This is a genomic window from Streptomyces sp. NPDC001157 (genome assembly GCF_053598255.1).
Map to the genome: position 1 here is coordinate 157,185 of NZ_JBSFJW010000001.1, position 22,829 is coordinate 180,013.

Annotated in this window: 19 protein-coding genes and 1 pseudogene; 18 read left to right on the forward strand and 2 right to left on the reverse strand. The window is 69.5% G+C overall.

Annotated features, from left to right (window positions below):
* Together glpK and ACWDAG_RS00590 are read right to left on the reverse strand one after the other, a co-directional pair.
* Positions 1-1,515 (reverse strand): glycerol kinase GlpK, encoded by a 1,515-nt coding sequence (glpK, locus tag ACWDAG_RS00585; protein ID WP_450693384.1) that lies wholly within the window; start codon positions 1,513-1,515, stop codon positions 1-3.
* Between the two features lie 42 nt (positions 1,516-1,557).
* Positions 1,558-2,325: an IclR family transcriptional regulator gene (locus ACWDAG_RS00590; protein ID WP_450693385.1), complete on the reverse strand. Its 768-nt coding sequence runs from the start codon at positions 2,323-2,325 to the stop codon at positions 1,558-1,560.
* Positions 2,326-2,470: 145 nt separating this feature from the next.
* On the opposite strand from ACWDAG_RS00590, the gene ACWDAG_RS00595 reads away from it, so the two are divergent.
* The 18 genes and pseudogenes from ACWDAG_RS00595 to ACWDAG_RS00680 all read left to right on the forward strand — a co-directional run bounded on the left by ACWDAG_RS00595 (position 2,471) and on the right by ACWDAG_RS00680 (position 22,798).
* Entirely contained in the window at positions 2,471-2,905 is a 435-nt protein-coding gene (locus ACWDAG_RS00595; RefSeq protein WP_450693386.1) for an ATP-binding protein, read from the forward strand.
* A gap of 194 nt (positions 2,906-3,099) precedes the next feature.
* A complete protein-coding gene (locus ACWDAG_RS00600) occupies positions 3,100-4,296 on the forward strand; it encodes a cytochrome P450 (RefSeq protein ID WP_450693387.1) in 1,197 nt (398 codons plus the stop codon).
* 2 nt (positions 4,297-4,298) lie between these two features.
* Positions 4,299-4,520: a ferredoxin gene (locus ACWDAG_RS00605; RefSeq protein WP_450693388.1), complete on the forward strand. Its 222-nt coding sequence runs from the start codon at positions 4,299-4,301 to the stop codon at positions 4,518-4,520.
* Positions 4,521-4,998: 478 nt separating this feature from the next.
* A complete protein-coding gene (locus ACWDAG_RS00610; RefSeq protein ID WP_107490514.1) occupies positions 4,999-5,109 on the forward strand; it encodes a keywimysin-related RiPP in 111 nt (36 codons plus the stop codon).
* 26 nt (positions 5,110-5,135) lie between these two features.
* Positions 5,136-6,986 (forward strand): lasso peptide isopeptide bond-forming cyclase, encoded by a 1,851-nt coding sequence (locus tag ACWDAG_RS00615; protein WP_450693389.1) that lies wholly within the window; start codon positions 5,136-5,138, stop codon positions 6,984-6,986.
* Positions 6,987-7,022: 36 nt separating this feature from the next.
* Positions 7,023-7,277: a lasso peptide biosynthesis PqqD family chaperone gene (locus ACWDAG_RS00620; RefSeq protein ID WP_450693390.1), complete on the forward strand. Its 255-nt coding sequence runs from the start codon at positions 7,023-7,025 to the stop codon at positions 7,275-7,277.
* Positions 7,274-7,711, forward strand: coding sequence for a lasso peptide biosynthesis B2 protein (locus ACWDAG_RS00625; protein ID WP_450693391.1), 438 nt, complete (start codon positions 7,274-7,276; stop codon positions 7,709-7,711). The genes ACWDAG_RS00620 and ACWDAG_RS00625 overlap by 4 nt, the downstream gene beginning before the upstream one ends.
* The gene (locus tag ACWDAG_RS00630; RefSeq protein ID WP_450693392.1) at positions 7,708-9,567 is read left to right on the forward strand and encodes an ABC transporter ATP-binding protein; all 1,860 of its coding nucleotides are present in this window, start codon (positions 7,708-7,710) and stop codon (positions 9,565-9,567) included. Before ACWDAG_RS00625 ends, ACWDAG_RS00630 begins: the two co-directional genes overlap by 4 nt.
* A gap of 93 nt (positions 9,568-9,660) precedes the next feature.
* The gene (locus ACWDAG_RS00635) at positions 9,661-10,152 is read left to right on the forward strand and encodes a DUF2975 domain-containing protein (protein ID WP_450693393.1); all 492 of its coding nucleotides are present in this window, start codon (positions 9,661-9,663) and stop codon (positions 10,150-10,152) included.
* Complete coding sequence (locus ACWDAG_RS00640) at positions 10,152-10,373, forward strand: helix-turn-helix domain-containing protein (RefSeq protein WP_200393784.1); 222 nt, start codon at positions 10,152-10,154, stop codon at positions 10,371-10,373. The genes ACWDAG_RS00635 and ACWDAG_RS00640 overlap by 1 nt, the downstream gene beginning before the upstream one ends.
* 331 nt (positions 10,374-10,704) lie before the next feature.
* The gene (locus ACWDAG_RS00645) at positions 10,705-11,292 is read left to right on the forward strand and encodes an O-methyltransferase (RefSeq protein WP_450693394.1); all 588 of its coding nucleotides are present in this window, start codon (positions 10,705-10,707) and stop codon (positions 11,290-11,292) included.
* A 37-nt stretch (positions 11,293-11,329) separates the two neighbouring features.
* Positions 11,330-11,827: a GNAT family N-acetyltransferase gene (locus tag ACWDAG_RS00650; RefSeq protein WP_450693395.1), complete on the forward strand. Its 498-nt coding sequence runs from the start codon at positions 11,330-11,332 to the stop codon at positions 11,825-11,827.
* A gap of 649 nt (positions 11,828-12,476) precedes the next feature.
* Entirely contained in the window at positions 12,477-14,024 is a 1,548-nt protein-coding gene (locus ACWDAG_RS00655; RefSeq protein ID WP_450693396.1) for an arabinofuranosidase catalytic domain-containing protein, read from the forward strand.
* A 76-nt stretch (positions 14,025-14,100) separates the two neighbouring features.
* Positions 14,101-16,554 carry an RICIN domain-containing protein gene (locus ACWDAG_RS00660; protein ID WP_450693397.1) on the forward strand — a complete coding sequence of 818 codons (2,454 nt, stop codon included), beginning with the start codon at positions 14,101-14,103 and terminating at the stop codon, positions 16,552-16,554.
* Between the two features lie 57 nt (positions 16,555-16,611).
* Positions 16,612-17,760, forward strand: a complete 1,149-nt coding sequence (locus ACWDAG_RS00665) for a ricin-type beta-trefoil lectin domain protein (RefSeq protein WP_450693398.1) — start codon at positions 16,612-16,614, stop codon at positions 17,758-17,760.
* Between the two features lie 74 nt (positions 17,761-17,834).
* A pseudogene (locus ACWDAG_RS00670) lies at positions 17,835-19,307 on the forward strand (endo-1,4-beta-xylanase); the annotation flags it as partial.
* 361 nt (positions 19,308-19,668) lie between these two features.
* Entirely contained in the window at positions 19,669-21,102 is a 1,434-nt protein-coding gene (locus ACWDAG_RS00675) for an arabinofuranosidase catalytic domain-containing protein (protein WP_450693399.1), read from the forward strand.
* A 43-nt stretch (positions 21,103-21,145) separates the two neighbouring features.
* Positions 21,146-22,798: a glycoside hydrolase family 27 protein gene (locus ACWDAG_RS00680; protein ID WP_450693400.1), complete on the forward strand. Its 1,653-nt coding sequence runs from the start codon at positions 21,146-21,148 to the stop codon at positions 22,796-22,798.
* Positions 22,799-22,829: the final 31 nt, after the last annotated feature.

Below are 22,829 nucleotides of genomic sequence, written 5' to 3' on the forward strand. Positions count from 1 at the left end.
TCACGGCCGTTTCGGCGGCTGGATCCATCCCAGGGACCGCTCGACGGCCCGCTTCCAGCTGGCGTACTCCCACTCCCGCCGTCCCGGGTCCATGTCCGGCAGCCACTGGGCGGCCATGTGCCAGTTGCGGCGCAGCACCTGCAGGTCCGGCCAGTAGCCGACCGCGAGCCCTGCGGCGTAGGCGGCACCGAGCGACACGGTCTCGTGGACGAGCGGCCGTACGACGGGAACGTCGAGCACGTCGGCCAGGATCTGCATGAGCAGATGGTCGGAGGTCATGCCGCCGTCCACCTTGAGCTGCTTCAGGGCGAGCGCGGAGTCGGCGTTCATGGCGTCGACGACCTCGCGGGTCTGCCAGCCGGTGGCCTCCAGGACGGCCCGCGCCAGATGCCCCTTGGTGATGTACGAGGTGAGGCCGACGATGACGCCCCGGGCGTCGCTGCGCCAGTGCGGCGCGAACAGGCCGGAGAACGCGGGGACGATGTAGCAGCCGCCGTTGTCCTCGACGGTGCGTGCCAGCGTCTCGATCTCGGGTGCGCTGTGGATCAGGCCGAGCCGGTCGCGGAACCACTGGACGAGCGAGCCCGTGACGGCCATCGGGCCTTCCAGGGCGTAGACCGTGGGCTGGTCCGCGATCTTGTAGGCGATGGTGGTGAGCAGCCCGTGCTGCGAGCGCACGAGGTCGGTACCGGTGTTCATCACCAGGAAACTGCCGGTCCCGTACGTGCATTTCGCCTCGCCGGGCGAGAAACAGGTCTGTCCGAACAGGGCCGCCTGCTGGTCGCCGAGGGCCGCCGTGATGGGCACGCCCGGGAGGAGCGAGCGGGCTTCGCCGTAGCGTTCCGCGGACGGACGGATCCCGGGCAGCATCGAACGCGGCACACCGAAGAAGTCCATCAGGGCTTCGTCCCAGGTCAGCGTGCGGATGTCCATGAGCATGGTGCGGCTGGCGTTGGTGGCGTCGGTGATGTGCAGGCCGCCGTCCGTGCCACCGGTGAGGTTCCAGATCAGCCAGCTCTCCATGGTGCCGAACAGCACCTCGCCGTCCCGGGCGCGCTGCTCCAGCCCGTCGACGTGGTCGAACAGCCAGCGGATGCGGGGGGCGGAGAAGTACGTCGAAGGGGGCAGGCAGCAGTGTTCGAGGAAGAACTCGTCGCCGGGCTGTTTCCTCAGCTCATCGACGAGCGGGGCGGTGCGCATGTCCTGCCAGACGATGGCCCTGCCCAGCGGGGCCCCGGTCCGCGGGTCCCAGAGGACCGTCGTCTCGCGCTGGTTGGCGATGCCGATGGCCGAGATCTGTCCGGCATCGACTCCGGCGTTCGAGAGAGCCTCGGGGACGACGCGCTGGAGATTGCGCCAGATCTCGACGGCGTCGTGCTCGACCCAGCCCGGCCGCGGGAAGAACTGCTGGTGCTCCCGCTGGGCGACCGACACCAGCCGTCCGCTGTGGTCGAACAGGATGCATCGCGTGGAGGTGGTGCCCTGGTCGATGGACATCACATACCGCTCAACCATGATCGGCCCTGCCTTCCGATGTGTCGCGGAGGTGCTGGGGACCTACCAGCGGGCCGCGCCCAGGTCTCTGGAGATCGCACGTGCCGCCTCCCGCAGCACGGTGATCAGGGCCGGCTGAGGCCGGCCTTTGGTGTCGCAGATCCGCTCGACGGCGCCGGACACCCCGATCGCGCCCACCACCAGACCGCCCTGCCCCCGGATCGGCGCGGCGATACCGGCTTCCCCCATGCTCATTTCCTGCACCTCGGCGCCCCAGCCCAGATCCCGTATCTCGGCCAGAGCGCGGTTGATCTCCTCCGGGTGGACCAGCGTGTGCCGGGTGTACGGCTCCGGTGCCTCCTCCAGCAGGACATCGACGGGCGTGACTCCGAAGGCCAGCAGGACCTTGCCGAGCGAGGAGGCGTGCAAGGGCAGCAGTGCGCCGACGTCGAGGGTCTGGAGGGTGTCGTCCGGCCGGAAGACATGGTGGATGACGAGCACCCTGCCCTCCAGGGGCGTGCCCAGGCGTACGGCCTCGCCGCTGCGGGCGGCCAGGGCGTCGGCCCAGTTGATGGAGCGCGACCGCAGTTCGTTCACGTCGAGATAACTGGTGCCGAGGTGCAGCAGAGCCGCCCCGAGCTGGTACTTTCCGGTCGCCGGGTCCTGCTCCACGAAGTCCACGTGTTGCAGGGTGCGCAGGATGCCGTGGGCGGTGCCCTTGGCCAGACCCAGCGACGACGCCACCTCACCGAGCCCCATCCGACGGGATCCGCCGGCGAGCAGGCGCAGGATCGCCGCCGCTCGCTCTATGGACTGGACTGGGCCGGCCATGAAGCGATGGTAGTCCGAGTTCTTCCGGTTTGGGGACTGTCGTTCGGTAATGCCGACCCATGTTCATTGACCGACGGAATTTCCCTCCTTAGCGTGCATCAGTCACGCCCGGCCTGCCGCCCCCACGCTTCCCCAAGGAGGAAACATGACAGCAGCGCAGCTCGACGCCGCGCCCCGCGGGGAAGCCGAACACGTCCTTCCGCTGCCGCACGCCCCGGGGGCCGTCTCGGCCGTACGCCACCACATACGGCAGATCCTCACCGACTGGAACCTGGCCGGGGACATCACCGAGGACGTACTGCTGGTGGCCTCGGAGCTGCTCACCAACGCCATCGTCCACGCCCTGCCCCCGGCGACGCTGAGCCTCTCGCACAGCGAGGTGGACAGGTGCCGAGCGGTACGCGTGGAGGTGACCGACAGGGGGCCGGTGGGATCGGCGGGACTGTCCACGTCCACCGCCGACCCGGACGAGCACGGCCGAGGCCTGGGCATCGTCACCGCACTGTCGACCCGGTGCGGCGTCCACGTGCACTCGGGCGGGACGAGCAGGTGGGCGGAGCTGCAGGTCGGGCTGGGCTGAGGCCACCCTCGACGGAGGCTGTCTCCTCCACTGCTTCATTGCAACGCAACGTTGCATTTGAGGGCAGCGTCATTGCATCAATTTACCGCCTTTCACCTGGGTTGTTGCCTCAATCGAGATTGACGATATTCCGAATGCAACGTAGCTTTCGGGAGCGCCAAACACGTCATGTCTCGTCGAGATGAGGAATAGCGATGAGCGAGTCCCTCCACACGGTCCCGACGCTGCCGACGACCCGTCGGTCCGGCTGCCCCTTCGACCCGCCGACCGAGTTACTCGACGCCCGTCGGCACGGCCCCATCAGCCGCTTCACTCATGTCGGGGGGAAACCTGGCTGGCTGATCACCGGATACGACCTGGTCAGGTCCGTGCTGGCCGACCCGCGGTTCAGCTCGCGCAAGGAACTGCTGAACGTGGGCGACTTCGAGGTTCCTCCGGCGCCGCCCGGCGAGTTCCTCCTCATGGACGAGCCGCAGCACGGGCGCTATCGCAAGCCGCTGGTGGGCAGGTTCACGGTACGTCGGATGCGTCTGCTCACCGAGCGCATCGAGCAGATCACCGCCGACTGCCTGGACGCCATGGAGAAGGCGGGGCCGCCGACGGACCTGGTGACCGCGTTCGCCAAGCCCATCCCCACCATCGTGATCTGTGAGCTGCTGGGGGTGCCGTACCAGGACCGGGATTCCTTCCAGGAGCAGATCGACACGTTCATGGGAGGGGAGACCGGCGACGAGGAGCTGATAGCGGCCTACACGGCGACGCAGGAGTACCTCGCGAAGCTGGTGGCCGCCAAGCGGGCGAACCCCACCGACGACGTGCTCAGCGAACTCACCGACAGCGATCTGACCGACCAGGAGCTGCAGGGGATCAGCCTGATCCTGCTGGCCGCCGGATTCGACACCACCGCCAACATGCTCTCCCTCGGCACCTTCGCCCTGCTGCAGAACCCGGCGCAACTGGCCGCGCTGCGCGCCGACCCCGCGCTCACCGACGCGGCCGTGGAGGAGCTGCTGCGCTATCTGAGCGTCGCCAAGACGTTCATGAGGACGGCCCTCGAGGACATCGAACTGGGCGGCCAGACCATCGAGGCCGGGACGACGGTCGTCCTGTCGTACAACACCGCCAACCGCGACCCCGAGCGCTTCGCCGACCCCCATGTGCTCGACCTGCAAAGGCAGGACGCCGGCGGGCACCTGGCCTTCAGCCACGGCATCCACCAGTGCCTGGGGCAGCAGTTGGCCCGGGTCGAGATGCGGGTCGCGTTCCGCGCGCTGGTCGACCGCTTCCCCACCCTGCGCCTGGCCGTACCGGCTGAGGAAGTCGTCCTGCGCCCGGAGAGCGCGGACATCTACGGCGTGAAGAGCCTCCCGGTCACCTGGGACAGGGCGTAGCCATGACGACGACGCACCTGCGCATCGACCGTGAGCGCTGCATCGGCGCGGGAATGTGCGCCCTGACCGCGCCCGAAGTCTTCGACCAGGACCCCGACGACGGCCGTGTGCTCCTGCTGCACACCGAGCCGACGACCGCCCACCGCGCCGCCGCACGGATGGCCGCCGGCGTCTGCCCCTCCGGGGCGATCACCCTCCACGAGCCGGAACCCGGCGGCTCCTGACGCCGACTCGGCGTGCGCGCCCGGGTCAAGTACCTCACGCGAGCCAACGGGCAGCGGTCTCGTGGGTATTGGCGCGATCAAGCCCGATGACGAGGACTCGAAGGGGTGCACATCGAGCGCAGGGAACGCGCCCCGGCGGCGCCCACCTGTGACCGCCGTCGGGCACGTCCCGGCAGATGCGGCGAGCACTTGCCGGGACACAAGTCAAAACGTTCATTCGCGCATGCGTACACCCGGGGCACACAGCAATGCCGCCCCGATGACAACCAAGGCGAGCGCGGGCGCACAACCCAGAGCGTTCGAAATTTGCTTATTATCCGACCTTCGCAAGGGCTCTTGTCTCGATCTCACGCTCTGCAGCTAGCTATGTGCTGCGTCCGCTTCCTGGGCGGGGTTCCCGATGAACCTCGGCCCGACCGACGGTCCTCTGGGCCGCCGGTCAGGGAGGTGGCCGGCAACCTGCACGTGAGGAGTAGTCATGAAGAAGGCATACGAGGCACCGACGCTCGTCCGGCTCGGTACCTTCCGGAAGGAGACGGGGCTCCTTCAGAGCTCCGGCAACGACCGGCTGATCCTGAGCAAGAACTGACGACCGACGGTCCTTGACCCGACGTCATGACTGAACTGCACGAAAGTGCGGGGACGGGCCCCGGCGACGCGCACTTCGCGGTCTTCACCGACCGTGCGGACGCGGCCGCCGTGGCCCGCTCCTTCGCCCGCCCCGGAAGCCGGACCCTCGCGCATGCGTCGGGCCGGCCCTGGCTGGTCGGCCACTGGCAGGACGACGAGATCGTCACGGCGAGCGCCGGCGACGCCTCCCTCGCCGTCGTCGGCTGCTGCCCGATCGACGTCGACGAACTGCGGCGCCGCGCCGCCCGGTTGCGTGATCTCACGGAGCTCGACGCACTGGCCCGATCCCTCCCCGGCAGTTTCCACCTCGTCGGCGCCCTCGACGGACAGATCAGGGTGCAAGGCACCGCCTCCGGACTGCGACTCGTCTTCCACGCGGAGATCGACGGCGGGCGAGTGGCCGCGACCCGCGCCGACACTCTGGCCGCCGTCCTGGGCCTGGAACCCGACGTGGAGGAGCTGGCCGTAAGGCTGCTGTGGCCCGCCCCGTACCCGCTGTTCGAGACGTCGATGTGGCGTGCGGTCACCGCCGTTCCGCCGCAGGACGCCGTGATCGTCGCCGCGGACGGGCGCACCGTACGGCACACCCGGTGGTGGACACCGCCCGAACCGGTCCGGCCGCTCGCCGAAGCGGCGCCCCTGATCCGGACGGCACTTCAGGAGGCCGTCGGCGCGCGTACCCGTCAGGGCGGCGTGGTGAGCTGCGACCTGTCCGGGGGCCTGGACTCCACCTCCGTCTGCTTCCTGGCCGACCGCTCCCCCGCCCGCGTGGTGGCCAGTACCTGGCCGGGACGCGATCCGGCGGACACCGACCTGTCCTGGGCGAAGCGGGCGATGGAGTACCTGCCGGACGTCGAGCACGTGGTCTGGGACGCCGACGCCTCACCGCTGGTCTACGAGGACCTGCTCGGCATCGACGACCTCCTCGACGAACCCACCATCGGTGTCATGGACCGCTCCCGGGTCCTGCACCACCTGCCCCCGCTCGCCGCACGCGGCAGCCGGCTGCATCTGACCGGCATCGGCGGCGACCACGTGGCATGGTGCTCCGAGGCGTACTACCACCGGCTGCTGCGCACCCGTCCGCTGTTCGCCCTGCGCCAGCTGCGCGGCTTCCGGGCGCTGTGGCAATGGCCGCTCGGCGGCACAGCGCGCGCTCTCGCCGACTTCCGCCCGTACGGGAAGTGGCTCGCCGACGCCGCCGGTGGCCTGCGGGGACCGCTGCCTCCGTCCGTCGCAACGGGGCTCGGCTGGGGCATGGCCCCGCGTCTGTTCGACTGGGTGACTCCCGAGGCCGAGCGGATGGCCCGCCGGGCCCTGCTCGATGCCGCGGCGACGGCCTCCCCGCTGCATCCGGACCGTGGACTGCACACCGACCTGGAGCAGATCCGCTCGTGCACGCGCATCATCCGGCAGTGGGACCGGATGGCGGCCCGCGCCGGCCTCCCGATGGCCTCTCCCTTCCTCGACGACCGCGTCATCGAGGCGTGCCTCGCCGTACGTCCCGGCGAGCGCGTCACGCCCTGGCGGTACAAGCCCGTCCTGAGCGCCGCGATGCGCGGGATCGTGCCCGAGGAGTGCCTGCAACGCAGCAACAAGGCCACGGCCTCCATGGACGCCTCCAACGGACTGCGTGAACACCGCGCCGACCTGCTGGCCCTGTGGGAGGACTCACGGCTGGCGGAACTGGGCCTGGTGGACGGCGCAGAGCTGCGCCGCCTCGCCCGTCGTCCCGCCACCCGGGGGCTCTCCGACGCGATCCTCTACTCCACGATCGCGGCGGAGGTGTGGCTGCGCGGACTTGCCCGCGGCCGCACCCCTGTCTCAAACCCCTGACCGCATCCCGGTCCCTCACGTCAGAAAGGCCCTCACATGCCCCTGCGGTTCGGCGACAACGTCTCCACGGCCGAGACCGACTACGGCACCGTGCTGCTGGACGAAAAGGCCGGTGCCTATTGGGAGTTGAACCCGACGGCCACCTTGGTCGTGCGGACGCTGCTGGACGGTGGCGAGGAGGCGGACGCGGCCGCCGCCCTCGCCCAGGAGTTCGACATCGACAAGGCGCAGGCCCAGCAGGACGTCGAGACGCTCGTACGGGAGCTGCGCGACTCGGGCCTCGCCTCATGACGACGCCCAGCGCGCTGGAGCGGCCCACCGGTGTGCCCCTGGCCCGCCGCCTGGCCGCCCGCCTCGTCCTGCTCCCCGCCGTCGCCCTCGCCCTGCTGCCGCCCCGCCACCTCCGCACCGTGCTCGGCGTCCTGCGGCGCGGCGCCGTGCCTGCGACCAGCGCACAGGCCCAGAACGCACGTGACGCCATGTGCGCCGCAAGCCTGCGCTGCGCCGGACCCAAGGGCTGCCTGCCGCGCTCCCTGGGAGCGGCACTGCTGTGCCGGCTCGGCGGCACCTGGCCGACCTGGTGCACCGGCGTACGGGTCACCCCGCCCTTCACCGCGCACGCCTGGATCGAGGCCGAGGACCGTCCCGTCGGCGAGGGAGTCCCGCAGGGCTACTTCGCCCGGCTGGTGACCGTCGACCCGTTGCCACGGCCGACGGACCGATGACCGGCGCGACGGCCTCGCGCGATGATCGGGCCACGGTCGCCGAAGCCGACAAGTCCACCCTGGCGGCAGTGGCCACGATGTACCGGCTCACCGCGGGACATCGGAGCGCCATCGCCGTCGCCAGCCTGCTGACCCTCGTCGGCTCCGCCCTGGGACTGGCCCAGCCACTCGTCGCCAAGCAGGTCGTGGACGCGAGCGGCCGCGGACAGCTCATCTGGCCGCTGCTGGTACTCCTGGGCATGCTCTTCGTCGTCGAGGCGGCGACGGGGGCAGCGGGACGCTTCCTGCTGGAACGGATGGGCGAAGGCGTCGTACGGCAACTCCGGCACGGGCTGGTGGGCCGGCTGCTCCGACTGGAGATGAGGGAGTACGACCGCCACCGGGGCGGCGACCTCATCTCCCGGGTGACGGCCGACACCACCTTGCTGCGGGAGGTCGTCTCGCAGGCCCTGGTCGATCTCGTCACGGGAAGCCTGGTGGCCGCCGGGGCGATCGCCCTCATGGCGTGGCTGGACCTCATGCTGCTGCTCCTGGTCGCCGCGACCGTGACAGCGGCGGCCGTGGTGGTCGCCTCGCTGCTCACGGGCATCAGGAACGCATCCGAGCACATGCAGGGCTCGGTCGGTGCCGTCGCCGCCGACATGGAACGCGCCCTCGGCGCCCTGCCGATGGTCCGCGTGCACCGCGCCGAGGAGCGCGAGGCGGCCGGCATCGGCGCCCGCGTGGACGCGGCCTACGGCGCGGGGGTGCGCACCGCGAAGCTCGCCTCCGTGATGAGCTCCGCCGTCGAACTCGCCGTCCAGGGCTCCTTCCTCATCGTCCTGGTCGTCGGCGGCCTGCGCGTGGGCGGTCGCGCCGGCTCCCTCGGCGACCTCGTCGCGTTCCTGCTGTACGCCTCCTACCTCGTTCTGCCGCTGTCCTCCGTCTTCCGCGCGGTGGGCCTGGTCCAACGCGGGATGGGCGCCTACCAGCGCATCGACGAGGCACTCCGCCTCCCCGTGGAGCCCATCGCACCCCAGAACCCGAGTACCCCCGCGCCTGCACCCGCGCTGCGGCCGACCGGCCCGTCCGGCACCCGCGAACAGCCCGTCCTCGCCCTGCACGACGTCCACTTCGGCTACGACCCGGAGCGGCCGGTCCTGCGCGGTGTCTCGTTCGCCGTCCCGCAGCGTCGGCACGTGGCCCTGGTGGGCCGGTCCGGCGCCGGCAAGAGCACGGTGTTCGCCCTGATCGCGAGGTTCTACGAGCCGGATGCCGGCACCTTGCTCTTCGACGGGCGGCCGGCGACCGAGCTCACCCGTGACTCCTGCCGCCGCGGCATCGCCGTGGTCGACCAGAACACCCATGTCGTCCACGGCACCCTGCGCGACAACATCACCTACGCCGTACCCGACGCCACGGAAGCGGAGATCCGTCGCGTCGTCGAACTGGCCCGGCTCGACGAGGTCGTCGACCGGCTGCCCGGGGGCCTGGCCACCGTCATCGGTGAACGCGGCGGCAACCTCTCCGGCGGCGAACGCCAACGTGTCGCCCTCGCACGCGCGTTGCTGGCCCGCCCCTCACTGCTCCTGCTGGACGAGCCCACCTCCCACCTCGACGCGATCAACGAATCGGCGCTCACCACTGTCATGAAGGACATCGCCCAGGAATGCGCCCTGCTGGTCATCGCGCACCGCCTGTCCACCGTGCAGCACGCCGACCACATCGTGGTGCTCCAGGACGGCCGCACGGCCGCCGGCGGCCGCCACGAGGACCTGCTGGTCAGCAGCGCCCTCTATCGCGAACTCGCCGCGAGCCAGATGCTCCGGGCGGGCGGGGAGCCCAGGGTCGGCAAGCGCATGCGGACGGACGGGTGAAGCCTCGAACGAGCCCGAGCCTCCGTTCCCACCCCTTGCTCCAGCTATCGATATTCGATAGATTCCCATCGCAACTCGATGGAGGGCCGGGTCATGGGAAAGCTGGCCGTGCGTGCGCTGCGCGCCGTGCTCGTGGTGGTGTTCGGCGGCACCGTGTTCGTGCAGGCAGGGATGGTGTGGGTGCTGGCCACCGGGAGCGACCCCGAGGACGGGACGCTCCCGCTGACCCCGCTGCGCGTGCTCACGATCCTGGGCATGCTGTCGGTCCAGGTCGCCCTGGTCTGCGTAGGGCGCCTGGTGACAATGGTGCGACGGGGAACCGTGTTCTCCCACGCCGCCTTCCGGTACGTGGACGGCGTGATCGGTGCGATCGTGGCGGCCGCCCTTGTGTGGTTCGCGGTGACGGCCGTCAATGCCCCCGGTCAGCGGGACGACCCGGGCGTCACCGTCATCATGGGCGGGATCGGTCTGGCCATCCTCGGGGTCGCGCTCATCGTGCTCGTCCTGCGGATGCTGCTCGCCCAGGCCGTCGCGCGTGACGTCGAAGCGTCGCAGATGCAGGCCGAGTTGGACGAGGTGATCTGATGCCGATCGCCGTCGACATCGACGTCATGCTGGCCAGGCGGAAGATGTCCGTGGGCGAGCTCGCGGACCGCGTGGGGATCACGCCCGCCAATTTGGCGGTACTCAAGAACGGCCGCGCCAAGGCGGTCCGCTTCACGACGCTCGCCGCCCTCTGCGAGGTTCTCAAGTGCCAACCGGGCGACCTACTGCGCTGGGAGGCGGAGGACGCCGCAAGCGGATGACATGACCCTGGACGGGCGGGGTGGGTGCCGCGATGCAGTGACGACCGGCCCACAGGCGCAGGCCCCTGACCCGAACATGGAGTACTGCCATGCCTCTGCTCCGCATCGATCTCGCCAAGGGCCGCAGCGAGGCCCAGGTCCGCGCCGTGGCCGACGCCGTCCACGGCCGGGCTGTCGTCGAGGTACCGGCCGTGCCCGAGCGCGACCCCCTCCAGATCATCACCGAGCACGCGGCAAGCCGGGTCATCGCGCTCGATGCCGGCCTGGGCTTCGACACTGGCTTGCCACAATGGCCACGGACCACCGACCCACCGACCCGAAGGGAACCTCCGTGGACGGCCAACTGGCACAGTTGCTGGGCGACTTGTACGAGGAAGGCCGGGCTCACGACGGACCCCTGGCGGACCGGCTGCTGCGCCTGCGCAACATGACGCCGGACGCGGCGGGGCTGATCGCCCTGCTGATCCGTGTCCAGCACAGCACCAGGGTGCTGGAGATCGGAACGTCCAACGGCTACTCCGCGATCTGGTTCGCCGACGCGGTACGCGACACCGGCGGCCGGCTGACCACGGTCGAGATCGACGAACTCCGTGTCGCGCAGGCACAGCGGAACCTCAGACGCGCCGGCGTTCAGGACCATGTGGACGTCGTACACGGCGACGGGGCCGAGGTACTTGCCCGCACCCCCGACGCGTCCGTCGATCTCGTCGTGCTGGACGCGGAGCGACCTGCGTACGTGGGGTACTGGCCGGAGTTGCGGCGCGTGCTGACGCCGCAGGGAGTTGTGGCGGTCGACAACGCCGTGAGCCACCGTGAGCAAGTGACCTCCTTCCACGAGCAGTTGGCCACCGACCCCGAATTCGCCGTTCACTTGCAGGAAGCGGGCGACGGGGTGCTCACTGCGGTCCGACTACGGTGAGTGCCGCTCGACCGGGGAATCACGTACCCTGCGCGGCGTGAAGGAGATAGTGACGTATCTCGAAATGACTTCGCGTGATCAGCTCAGTCCAGCCGCTCCGGTACCTGGCCTGGTCCTGGAGCCCCTCGACCGGGACTCGCCGCTGGTCGTCGACATACAGGCCGAGATCGGCGCTCCCTATGGCTGGAAGAGCGCAAGCCGCAGCAGGGAGGAATGGCTCATCTGGTTCGCCGAGGCACCGGGCAGGACGTTCTGGTTGCTGTCCTTCGAGGGAGAACCGGCCGGCTTGGTCTCCTGCGATCTTCATCCGGACGGCGAGGTGGAGATCGAGACCTTCGGACTGTTGCCGAAGTTCGTCGGCAGGGGCCTGGGAGGATTCGCGCTGACGCTCGGCGTCCAGCAGGCGTGGGAGTCGGCTCCCTCGGCGAACAGGGTCTGGCTGCACACGTCGACGCTGGACCATCCCCGCGCTCTGCCCAACTATCGCCGTCGAGGTTTCCGCCCCTTCAGAACCGAGGAACGTGAGCGCGGCTGAGGAGACGTTCGCCGGGGCTGTGCGGCGCGAGGGCGATGAGTCCGCCACGGTGAGCCGCGCGAAGTCCCGCCGGAACGGCATACGTTCCAGATTCCACGAAGTACCGGAGGAAAACGAGCGAATCGGTTCGACGTAAGCGCTTCGACAGGAAGCCACGACCGGCGATGTGCGGAGCCGACGGCATATCGCGCGGCGAGTGCGGCACCGACGTGACGGTCGAAGTCCGACCGCTTCCACCGGTGTTCCCCGAACCGGCGCTCGATGGCCCGTCCGTCGGGCTGTATCCCTGCTCAGCGGCATGATGGTGGGTCAGCCGAGCGACCCGGGCTGCGGCGCCGGGTACAGCCGCGACGGCCTCATCGGCCCGGCGGCAGACGGCCACACCGTCGTACCCCTGCCGCCACACCGCAACTTTTCGAGCACGCAGAGAGCTTGCGCACCGCGGGAATCAGCAGTCGAATCGATTCGGCAACAGGGTTCGCGGCAGGGGGCTCCACACCCGTGACAGCCCCCGCGAAGCCGGGAGCACCGTCTCCCCCCGAAACCTCTCTGCAATCCCATAGCACCACGGCACGTTCAAGCGCTTAGGCATGTGAAAGCACCGCCACCACAACCCGAGCGGGTTGCACCGGCACGGTAGGGAGATCAGATGGGAACCACACGTACAAGACGCCACCTGTCGTCCGAGCGCGGTGGCGTCGCGCGGTTACTCGCGACGGTGCGACACCGCGGCAGGCCCGGGAACGCGTGGAAATCGTTCGCCCGGGCGGGGGCCGCCGCCGCCCTCGTCGCGGGAGCTCTGGCCGGCGCCACCGCCACGGCCGGCACGGCCCGGGCCGCCACGTCCGGACCCTGCGACATCTACGCGGCAGGCGGGACGCCCTGCGTGGCGGCGCACAGCACGACCCGAGCCCTGTACGCCTCGTACAACGGGCCGCTGTACCAGGTCCGCCGCGCCTCGGACAACACCACCCGCAACATCGGCGTCCTGAGCGCGGGCGGGTACGCCGACGCCGCCGCCCAGGACTCGTTCTGCTCGGGGACGACCTGTCTGATCACGATCATCTACGACCAGTCGGGCCGTGGGAACAACCTCACCCAGGCACCCGGCGGCGGTGCGGCGGGCGGCCCCGACAACCTCGCGAACGCGACCGCCGCGCCCACCACGGTGGGCGGCCACAAGGCCTACGGCGTCTTCGTGGCGCCCGGCACGGGCTACCGCAACAACCACACCAACGGCATCGCCACCGGGGACAACCCCGAGGGCATGTACGCGGTCCTCGACGGCACGCACTACAACGGCGGCTGCTGCTTCGACTACGGCAATGCCGAGACGGACAGCAACGACGACGGCAACGGCACCATGGAGGCCATCTACTTCGGCAACATCAAGGTCTGGGGCTACGGCAGTGGCAACGGCCCATGGATCATGGCCGACCTGGAGAACGGCCTCTTCTCGGGCGTCAATCAGCACTACAACGCGAACGACCCGACCATCAACTACCGGTACACGACCGCCATCATCAAGGGCGGGGCGAACCACTGGGCGATCCGTGGCGGCAACGCCCAGTCGGGCAACCTGTCCACGTTCTACGACGGAGTGCGCCCCAATGTCGCGGGCTACAACCCGATGCGCAAGCAGGGCGCCATCATCCTGGGCATCGGCGGCGACAACAGCAAGGGCGCCCAAGGCACCTTCTACGAAGGTGTGATGACCTCCGGATACCCGTCGGACGCCACCGAGAACGCCGTCCAGGCCAACATCACCGCGGCCGGATACAGCAACTCCTCCGGGGGAACGGGCACCGGCGCGCTGCACGCGGTCGGCGCCGGCAAGTGCCTCGACGTTCCCAACTCGTCGACCACGGCCGGCACGCAGCTGCAGATCTGGGACTGCAGCGGAGGCGCCAACCAGAGCTGGACCCGTACGTCCGCCAACCAGCTGACCGTGTACAGCGGCAGCAGCCAGATGTGCCTGGACGCGTACAACAACCAGACGTCGGCCGGTACCAAGGTGGTGACCTGGCCGTGCAACGGCGGCGTCAACCAGCAGTGGCAGGTGAACTCCGACGGCACCGTCACCGGCACCCAGTCCGGGCTCTGCCTCGACGTCACCGGTGCCTCCACGGCCAACGGCGCCCTGGCGGAACTCTGGCCGTGCAACGGCGGGTCCAACCAGCAATGGAGCCTCAACTGACCTGAACGGCTCCGTCCCGTGGCCGCCGCACCGGCGACCACGGGCCACCCGCCACCAGACGCGCCACCACCGGAGGATGACCATGTTCAGAGCCGGAGCGCTCCGCGGCCTGTGGGCCGCCCCCGTAGCTCTGCTCGCCCTGCTGGCCGGCAGCCCGGCCACCGCCGGGATCGCATACGCGGTACCGGCAGAACGCCTGGCTGCGACCGCCGACCTGTACGTGGCGCCGGATGCGGCTCCCGGCGGAAACGGCACCGCCGAGCAGCCGTTCGCCACCATCGACCAGGCAAAGCAGCCCGCGCACCGGCTCTCGGCCGACTCGAACGTCGTCGTCCACCTGGCCGGTGGCACCTACCGGCTGACCAAGCCACTTGCCTTCGGCTCCGACGAGGGCGGCCAGAACGGCCACACCATCACCTACCAGGCCGTGTCCGGCCAGCAGCCGGTCGTGACCGGCGCCCAGCAGATCACTGGTTGGCAGGTTCATGATCAGGCAAAGAACATCTGGTCGGTCCACGTCGGCTCCGGCGTGAACACCCGCCAGCTGTACGTGAACGGCAAGGAGGCACCGCGAGCGGCGATCCAGGTGCCCCGCTCCGCCTTCACCTTCACCCAGACCGGCCTGACGATCACCGACTCCTCCCTCGACTACCTGGCCGGCCTCTCGGACCAGAACCACATGGAGGTCGAGAGCCTCAACTCCTTCACCGACCGCTATGCGCCGGTCCAGTCGATCAGCGGCAGGACCGTCACCATGCAGCAGCCCGCGTGGAACAACAACTCCTGGGGCTACGACACCATCAACGCGCCGTTCGCCGGCGGGACGATGTACCTGGAGAACAACTACGCGTTCCTGCAGCAGGCCGGGCAGTGGTACCTCGACTCGTCCACCGGCGACCTCTACTACCGGGCCCAGCCCGGACAGAACCCGAACAGCCTCGACGTCGAACTCCCCCGGTTGCAGAGCCTGCTCGGCATCAGCGGCAGCTACGGCTCACCGGCCACCGGTCTGGGCTTCAGCGGCATCCGGTTCACGGGCACCTCCTGGCTCGGACCCAGCGGGCCCGACGGCTACGCGGACCAGCAGAGCGGCGCCCACATCACCGGCGCCTACGCGATGCCCGCCAACTGGCTGAGCACCTGCAAGTCGGGATGCACGCAGTTCGAGGCCACCCGCAACCACTGGGCGCAGATGCCCGCGGCCGTCCAGGTCTCCGCCGCCAGCGGCATCACGTTCTCCGGCAACGCGTTCTCCGAGCTCGGACAGGCCGGACTCGGCGTGGGCAACGACGGCGTCGCCAACGCGTCCGGCACCGGACTCGGCGCGAACGGCGTCACCATCACCGGCAACACGTTCACCGACACCGCCGGCAGCGGCATCCAGGTCGGCGGGATCCAGCCGGACGCGCACCATCCCGGCAACCCGCAGATGACCAACCAGAACATCACCATCAGCAACAACAAGGTGAGCGGGGTCGGCACCGACTACAAGGAGACCGCCGCGATCCTGTCCACGTACGTCACGAACGCGACGATCACCCACAACCAGTGCGACCACCTGCCCTACGACGGGATCGACATCGGCTGGGGCTGGGGCGCCAACGACCCGGGCGGCAGCCAGGACTACGTCAACCGGGGCACGTACAACTACCAGCCCGTCTACAGCACCCCGACGACGCTGAAGAACAACACCGTCACCCACAACCTGATCTTCGACACCAAGAACGCGATGTTCGACGGCGGCAGCATCTACAACCTGTCCGCGAACCCCGGCTCGGTGATCTCCGAGAACTACATGTACGACAACAACCGCACCACCGCCCTGTACCTGGACGAGGGCTCCCGCTATCTGAAGGTGTCCAACAACGTCGTGCAGGACGCGGGCAACTGGGCGCTCACCAACGCCAACGCCAACAACCACACCGACGACAGCACGTTCTCCGGCAACTGGTACAACGGCGGCAACACGTACGTGGCGACGGGTCCTCCGCACAACAACGTCCTGACCGGCAACGTCCAGGTCAGCGGCACCAACTGGCCCCAGGGCGCGCAGCAGGTCATCCAACAGGCGGGCGTTCAGGCCTCATCAGGCGGTGAATTCCCCACCGGATACCACCAGTTGGTGATCGGCAGCGACAGCCTGTGCCTGGACGTGTACGGCAACTCCGGCAGCGCGGGCGCCGCAGTGGACCAGTGGACCTGCAACGGACAGAGCAACCAGCAGTTCCAGTTCGTACCGGTCTCCGGAGGTTACGGACGGCTGCAGTCGAAGAACTCGGGCCTGGTGGTGGGGGTTTCGGGCAGCCTCACGGCCGCCGGAACGCCCGACATCGTGCAGCAGGCGTCGAGCGGAGCGACCGGCGCCCTGTGGCTGCCGGTACGGCAGTCCGACGGTTCGTACTCCTTCCAGAACCAGAGCAGCGGCCTGTGCCTGGACGTCTACGGCGGCGGCAGCAACCTCGGCCAGCAGCTCGACCAGTGGCCCTGCAAGAACACGGCCGGCAGCAACCAGGACTTCACCCCGCGCTGACCGACTCACCCGCTCGTTCACCCCCACCCACTGTCCCGCACCCAGTGAGGAACACAGATGAAGAAGTCCACGGCACTCCTGGCCGTCGCGCTGACGGCAGCGGTCGGCACCGGCACCGCGTTGCCCGCGGCGGCCGCCACCGGCACCGGATCACCGGCCCCCGCCGCACGGGCCGCCGCCGCGCCCACCGCCCTACGGCTGATGCCGCTGGGCGACTCCATCACCTGGGGCGTCGGAAGCCCGTCCGGGAACGGCTACCGGGGCTTCCTGTGGAACCGGTTGGCGAACGAAGGGCATGCCCTGGACTTCGTGGGATCGGGCCGCAACGGCACGATGTCCGACCCGGACAACGAGGGCCACTCCGGCTGGCACATCAGCGAGATAGCCGGCATCGCGGACTCCGTGCTGGCCCGGTACCGGCCCAACGTGATCACTCTGGAGATCGGCACCAATGATCTCAACGGCGGCTCTCAGGCCGAGCCCGCCGCCGAACGGCTCCATGCGCTCATCGACCAGATCACGGCCGACGCCCCTGACGCGACGGTCCTCGTCGGCACCGTGATCGTCTCCACCAGCGGCACGGAGGAGGCCACCCGCCCCGCGTTCAACGCCAAACTGCCGGGCATCGTCCAGGCCGAGCAGGCTGCCGGCAAGCATGTGCGCCTGGTGGACATGAGCGCTCTGACCACCGCGGACCTGTCCGACTCCTTGCACCCCAACGACAACGGCTTCGGCAAGATGGCTGACGCCTTCAACGCCGGGGTCCAGGCCGCGGACGCGGCAGGCTGGATCAAGCCGCCGGTCTCCGTGGGCGGGCCGGTGCGCTCCGGGATCGCCGGGAAGTGCCTGGACGTCAACGGCGGCAACAGCGCCAACGGAACCGCCGTGCAGATCTGGTCCTGCAACGGCGCCGACGCGCAGCTGTGGTCCGCGCGCTCGGACGGCACCTTGCGGGCGCTCGGGAAGTGCCTCGACGCCACGGGCGGTGGTACCGCCAACGGCACCAAGATCGAGATCTGGGACTGCAACGGCGGCACCAACCAACAGTGGCAGGCCTACAACGGCGGTTACCGCAACCCGGTTTCCGGCCGCTGTCTCGACGACCCCGGTGCGTCTGCCACCGACGGTACACAACTGGTCCTGTGGGACTGCAACGGCGGAGCCAACCAGCAGTGGAGCGCACCGCCGGTCAGCTCGGCCTTGTGACCGGCCCGACTCGCGACCCCGGCACCGGCTTGTGGTCGGTGTCTCTCCCCCACACACAAGGAGAACGATCCGTCATGTTCTGGCTCAACGCAGAGCCCCGTCCGCGCAAGGCCTTGGCCCTGGCCGCCTCACTGGCAGCCGGCACGGCTCTGGCCCTGGCCGGCCCGGCGAACCCCGCCGCCCACGCGGCCTCCGGCACCCTGGGCGCGGCGGCGGCCGACAGCGGCCGCTACTTCGGCACGGCCGTGGCCGCGGGCCGTCTCGGCGACCCGACGTACTCCACCATCCTCGACCGGGAATTCAACATGATCACCCCGGAGAACGAGATGAAGTGGGACACCACCGAACCGTCCCGCGGCAACTTCAACTTCGGGCCCGGCGACCAGATCGTCAACCACGCCAACGCGCACGGGCAGCGAATGCGCGGGCACACGCTCGTCTGGCACTCCCAACTTCCGTCCTGGGTCAGCTCCATCAGGGACGCGAACACCCTGCGCGGTGTGATGGACAACCACATCACCACCGAGATGAACCACTTCAAGGGCAAGATCTACGCCTGGGACGTGGTCAACGAGGCGTTCGCCGACAACGGCAGCGGCCAGCAGCGCAGTTCGGTGTTCCACGACGTGCTGGGCAACGGCTTCATCGAGGAGGCGTTCCGCACCGCGCGGACGGCCGACCCGGCGGCCAAGCTCTGCTACAACGACTACAACATCGAGAACTGGTCCGACGCCAAGACCCAGGGCGTCTACAACATGGTCAAGGACTTCAAGTCCCGCGGCGTGCCCATCGACTGCGTCGGATTCCAGTCCCACTTCGGCACCGGCGGCCCGCCGGCCAGCTTCCAGACCACGCTGTCGAACTTCGCCGCGCTCGGCGTCGACGTACAGATCACCGAGCTGGACATCGCGCAGGCGCCGGCAAGCGCCTACGCGAACACCGTCAAGGCGTGCATGAACGTCGCGCGTTGCACCGGCATCACCGTGTGGGGCATCCGCGACAGCGACTCCTGGCGCAGCGGCGAGAACCCGCTGCTGTTCGACAACAACGGCAACAAGAAGCCCGCCTACGACGCGACCCTGACCGCGCTGGGCGGCGGCACCGGGAACCCGGGCGGCGGCATCGTCTCGGGCCAGGTGTACCAGGTGAGCGTGGCCTCCGCCGGGCGGGTGCTGGACGTGCCGAGCGGGCAGACCGGGAACGGCACGCCGGTGCAGGTCTGGGACGCCAACGGGAGCGCCGCGAACCAGCAGTGGCGGGCGAACCAGAACAGCGACGGCTCGTACACGCTGACCAACATCGCCAGTGGGCGGGTGCTGGACGAGCCCGGTGGCCAGACCGGCAACGGCACGCGGCCGACGATCTGGGACAACAACGGCGGTGCGAACCAGCACTGGCGAGCCACCCAGAACGGCGACGGTTCGTACACCCTGATCAACGTGGCCTCCGGCCGCGCGCTGGAGGTCCCCGCGGGGCAGAGCGCCAACGGGAGCCCCGTCCAGATCTGGGACTCCAACGGCGGCGCCAACCAGCACTGGAATTTCAGGTGAGGCGATCGGCACCCAGCGCCCGCACCTGATCCCCCGACGAACGCCTGCGTCCGGCACTCCGGTCGTCGCCGGACGCGGGTTTCGGCTGCCCTCAGAGCGGCCTGACCAGGACAAACATGGGATGGATCGCACCCCGAAAGGCTCGGAAACTTCTATTGACAGGGCCATACCCCTGTGGGATCACTGTGCGACATGGGATGTATGAGTGCTCCCTGTGCGTGCACGGCACTCTCCGTCCTTTCCCTCCCTCCCCCCCCGCCCGCATATCCGAGGACACAGAATGCAGCCTCCATCCGCTCCGCACCGCAGCCCCGCGGCTCGTGCATCGCGCTTACCGGCTGCGGCCGCCGTATCCGTGATGGCGCTGCTGGCCATGTTGCTGGCGACCGCGCCGACGTGGTCGGCGCCGGCGTCCGCGGCAGCCCTGGTGAGTTCGGCGTCGGGGCGGTGCCTGGACGTCAAGGGCAACGTCGACACGCCGGGCACGGGGCTGGAGATCTGGGACTGCAACAACCAGGCCAACCAGGCGTTCGAGTTCACGGCGGCGGGTGAGCTGAGGACGATGAGCGGCACCCGGTGCGTGGACGCCTACGACACCCGGACGGCTCCCGGAGCCCCGGTGGTCGTCCGGGGGTGCGACGGGCGGGCGACCCAGGTCTGGCGACAGAACCCCGACGGGTCCGTCACCGGAGTCGCCTCCGGATTCTGCCTGGACGTGAGCGGGGCGGGAACGGCCGACGGCACCGCGGTCATCCTGTGGACCTGCAACGGCCAGAGCAACCAGAAGTGGACCACGAACCCGTCGACACCTCCGCCTCCCGCCAACGGGTCGGGCCCGTGCGACATCTACGCCGCGGGCGGTACGCCGTGCGTGGCCGCGCACAGCACCGTGCGCGCGCTCTACGGTTCGTACAACGGCTCCCTCTACCAGGTCAGGCGCGCCTCGGACAACGCCACCAGGGACATCGGCGTCCTGGCGGCGGGCGGCTTCGCCGACGCGGCGGCGCAGGACGCGTTCTGCGCGGGCACCTCGTGTGTGATCACGGTCGTCCGCGACCAGTCCGGACACGGCAACGACCTGTGGTACCAGGGGTCGGCCCAGGTCCCGGGGTCGAGTCAGAGCAGCCCGGCCAAGGCGACGTCCGAGTCACTGACGGCCGGCGGCACCAAGGCGTACTCGCTGTACATCAACCCCGGCAACAGCTACTGGCGGGACGGCCATCTGACGGGCGTACCGACCGGTGCCGCACCCGAAGGCGCATACATGGTGACCAGCGGCACCCACGTCAACAACGGCTGCTGCTTCGACTACGGCAACAGCGAGACGACCAGGAAGGCCGACGCCGCCGGGGCGATGGACGCGATCAACTTCGGCACCCAGTGCTGGTTCGGCGGCTGTTCGGGCAGCGGCCCCTGGGTGCAGGCCGATCTCGAGTGGGGCCTGTACCCCGGCGGCAGCCAGTCCTGGAACCCCAACCAGCGGGCGTTCACGAGCAAGTTCGTCACCGCGATGCTGAAGAACAACGGCACGTCGAGGTTCGCCCTCAAGGGCGGCAACGCCCAGTCCGGCGCCCTGACCACCCTGTGGGACGGCGGGTTGCCCGGCGGATACAGCCCCATGAAGAAACAAGGAGCCATCGTGCTGGGCAGCGGCGGCGACTGCTGCAAGCCCGGCGGCGGCGCCAACCTGAGCGCCGGCACCTTCTACGAGGGAGCCATGGTCGCCGGCTACCCCTCCGACGCGACCGACAACGCGGTGCAGGCCAACATCACCGCCGCCGGCTACCGCTGACCCGCACCCCAGCTCCCCAACTCGCCCCAGGAGTCGATGACTTATGCCCACGACCACTGCCAGAGCCAAGCGTCCTAGGTCGCTGTCCCGGCTGCGTTCCCTGCGCAGAACCCTCGCGCTCGCCTTCTCGGCCGTGCTGCTCACCGCGACCGCGCCCCTCCTCTCCCTCGGCACGGCCGGGCCCGCCGCCGCGCTCGGCAACGGGCTCGCGCCGACCCCGCAGATGGGCTTCAACGACTGGAACGCGTACGGCTGCGACGTCTCCGAGTCGCTGATCAAGTCCACGGCCCAGGCGATGCACACCAACGGCATGCAGGCGGCCGGCTACACCTACGTCAACATCGACGACTGCTGGATGACCCACAACCGCGACTCCGGCGGCCACCTGGTGCCGGACCCGGCGAAGTTCCCCGACGGCATCAAGGGCACCGCGGACTACGTGCACTCGCTCGGACTGAAGCTGGGGATCTACGAGGACGCGGGCACCGCGACCTGTGCGGGATACCCGGGCAGCCTGGGCCACGAGACCACGGACGCGCAGTCGTTCGCGGCGTGGGGCGTCGACTACCTCAAGTACGACAACTGCAACAACACCGGCGTGGCGGCGAAGACCCGGTACACGGCGATGCGGGACGCCCTGGCGGCCACCGGACGGCCGATCCTGTACAGCCTGTGCAACTGGGGCCAGGAGAACGTGTGGACCTGGGGCGCGGACGTCGGCAACAGCTGGCGCACCACCGGTGACATCAGCCCGACCTTCTCCAGCATGCTGTCGATCTTCCACAGCAACGTGGGCCTGGCCTCCTACGCGGGCCCCGGCCACTGGAACGACCCGGACATGCTGGAGGTGGGCAACGGCTCGATGACGGCCACCGAGAACCGCAGCGAGTTCAGTCTGTGGGCGGAGATGGCCGCACCGCTCATCGCGGGCACCAACATCCCCTCGGCCAGCTCCTCCACCCTGTCCGTCCTGACCAACTCCCGGGTGATCGCGGTCGACCAGGACCCCCTCGGCAAGCAGGGGACCATGGTGTCCTCCTCGGGCGGTCTGGACGTGCTGGCCAAGCCGCTGGCCAACGGGGACGTGTCGGTGGCGCTGTTCAACGAGACGGGCTCCACGGCGACCATCACCACCACCGCTTCAGCGGTCGGGAAGACCGGGGCGTCCGCCTACACCCTCACCGACCTGTGGTCGGGCGCGTCCTCGACCACCTCCGGCACCATCAGCGCATCGGTACCGGCGCACGGCACGGTCATGTACCGGGTCGCGGGCGGCACCAGCGGTGGCGGCGGCACCAGCGTGACCGGCCCGCTGCACGCGGTCGGCGCGGGCAAGTGCCTGGACGTGCCGAACTCCACCACCACCGCGGGCACCCAGGTGGAGATCTGGAGCTGCAACGGCGGCGCCAACCAGACCTGGACGCACTCCACCTCCAACCAGCTCACCGTCTACTCCGGCAGCGGTCAAATGTGCCTGGACGCCTACAACAACCAGACCACACCGGGGACGAAGGTGGAGATCTGGCAGTGCAACGGCCAGAGCAACCAGCAGTGGACGCTGAACTCCGACGGCACGATCACCGGCGTCCAGTCCGGCCTGTGCCTGGACGTCACCGGCGGGGCCACGGCCGACGGAACGCTCGCCCAGCTGTGGACCTGCAACGGCGGCAGCGGCCAGCGGTGGACGCTGGGATGACCCCGTCCTCCCCGCGGCCACCGGCAGCTTC

Coding starts and splice junctions, on each gene's coding strand:
- ACWDAG_RS00665 (WP_450693398.1), top strand. CDS start 16,612: ATGAAGAAGTCCACGGCACTCCTGGCCGTCGCGCTGACGGCAGCGGTC.
- ACWDAG_RS00625 (WP_450693391.1), top strand. CDS start 7,274: ATGACGACGCCCAGCGCGCTGGAGCGGCCCACCGGTGTGCCCCTGGCC.
- ACWDAG_RS00590 (WP_450693385.1), bottom strand. CDS start 2,325: ATGGCCGGCCCAGTCCAGTCCATAGAGCGAGCGGCGGCGATCCTGCGC.
- ACWDAG_RS00655 (WP_450693396.1), top strand. CDS start 12,477: ATGGGAACCACACGTACAAGACGCCACCTGTCGTCCGAGCGCGGTGGC.
- ACWDAG_RS00640 (WP_200393784.1), top strand. CDS start 10,152: ATGCCGATCGCCGTCGACATCGACGTCATGCTGGCCAGGCGGAAGATG.
- ACWDAG_RS00660 (WP_450693397.1), top strand. CDS start 14,101: ATGACCATGTTCAGAGCCGGAGCGCTCCGCGGCCTGTGGGCCGCCCCC.
- ACWDAG_RS00675 (WP_450693399.1), top strand. CDS start 19,669: ATGGCGCTGCTGGCCATGTTGCTGGCGACCGCGCCGACGTGGTCGGCG.
- ACWDAG_RS00605 (WP_450693388.1), top strand. CDS start 4,299: ATGACGACGACGCACCTGCGCATCGACCGTGAGCGCTGCATCGGCGCG.
- ACWDAG_RS00615 (WP_450693389.1), top strand. CDS start 5,136: ATGACTGAACTGCACGAAAGTGCGGGGACGGGCCCCGGCGACGCGCAC.
- ACWDAG_RS00610 (WP_107490514.1), top strand. CDS start 4,999: ATGAAGAAGGCATACGAGGCACCGACGCTCGTCCGGCTCGGTACCTTC.
- ACWDAG_RS00630 (WP_450693392.1), top strand. CDS start 7,708: ATGACCGGCGCGACGGCCTCGCGCGATGATCGGGCCACGGTCGCCGAA.
- ACWDAG_RS00595 (WP_450693386.1), top strand. CDS start 2,471: ATGACAGCAGCGCAGCTCGACGCCGCGCCCCGCGGGGAAGCCGAACAC.
- ACWDAG_RS00635 (WP_450693393.1), top strand. CDS start 9,661: ATGGGAAAGCTGGCCGTGCGTGCGCTGCGCGCCGTGCTCGTGGTGGTG.
- glpK (WP_450693384.1), bottom strand. CDS start 1,515: ATGGTTGAGCGGTATGTGATGTCCATCGACCAGGGCACCACCTCCACG.
- ACWDAG_RS00680 (WP_450693400.1), top strand. CDS start 21,146: ATGCCCACGACCACTGCCAGAGCCAAGCGTCCTAGGTCGCTGTCCCGG.
- ACWDAG_RS00620 (WP_450693390.1), top strand. CDS start 7,023: ATGCCCCTGCGGTTCGGCGACAACGTCTCCACGGCCGAGACCGACTAC.
- ACWDAG_RS00600 (WP_450693387.1), top strand. CDS start 3,100: ATGAGCGAGTCCCTCCACACGGTCCCGACGCTGCCGACGACCCGTCGG.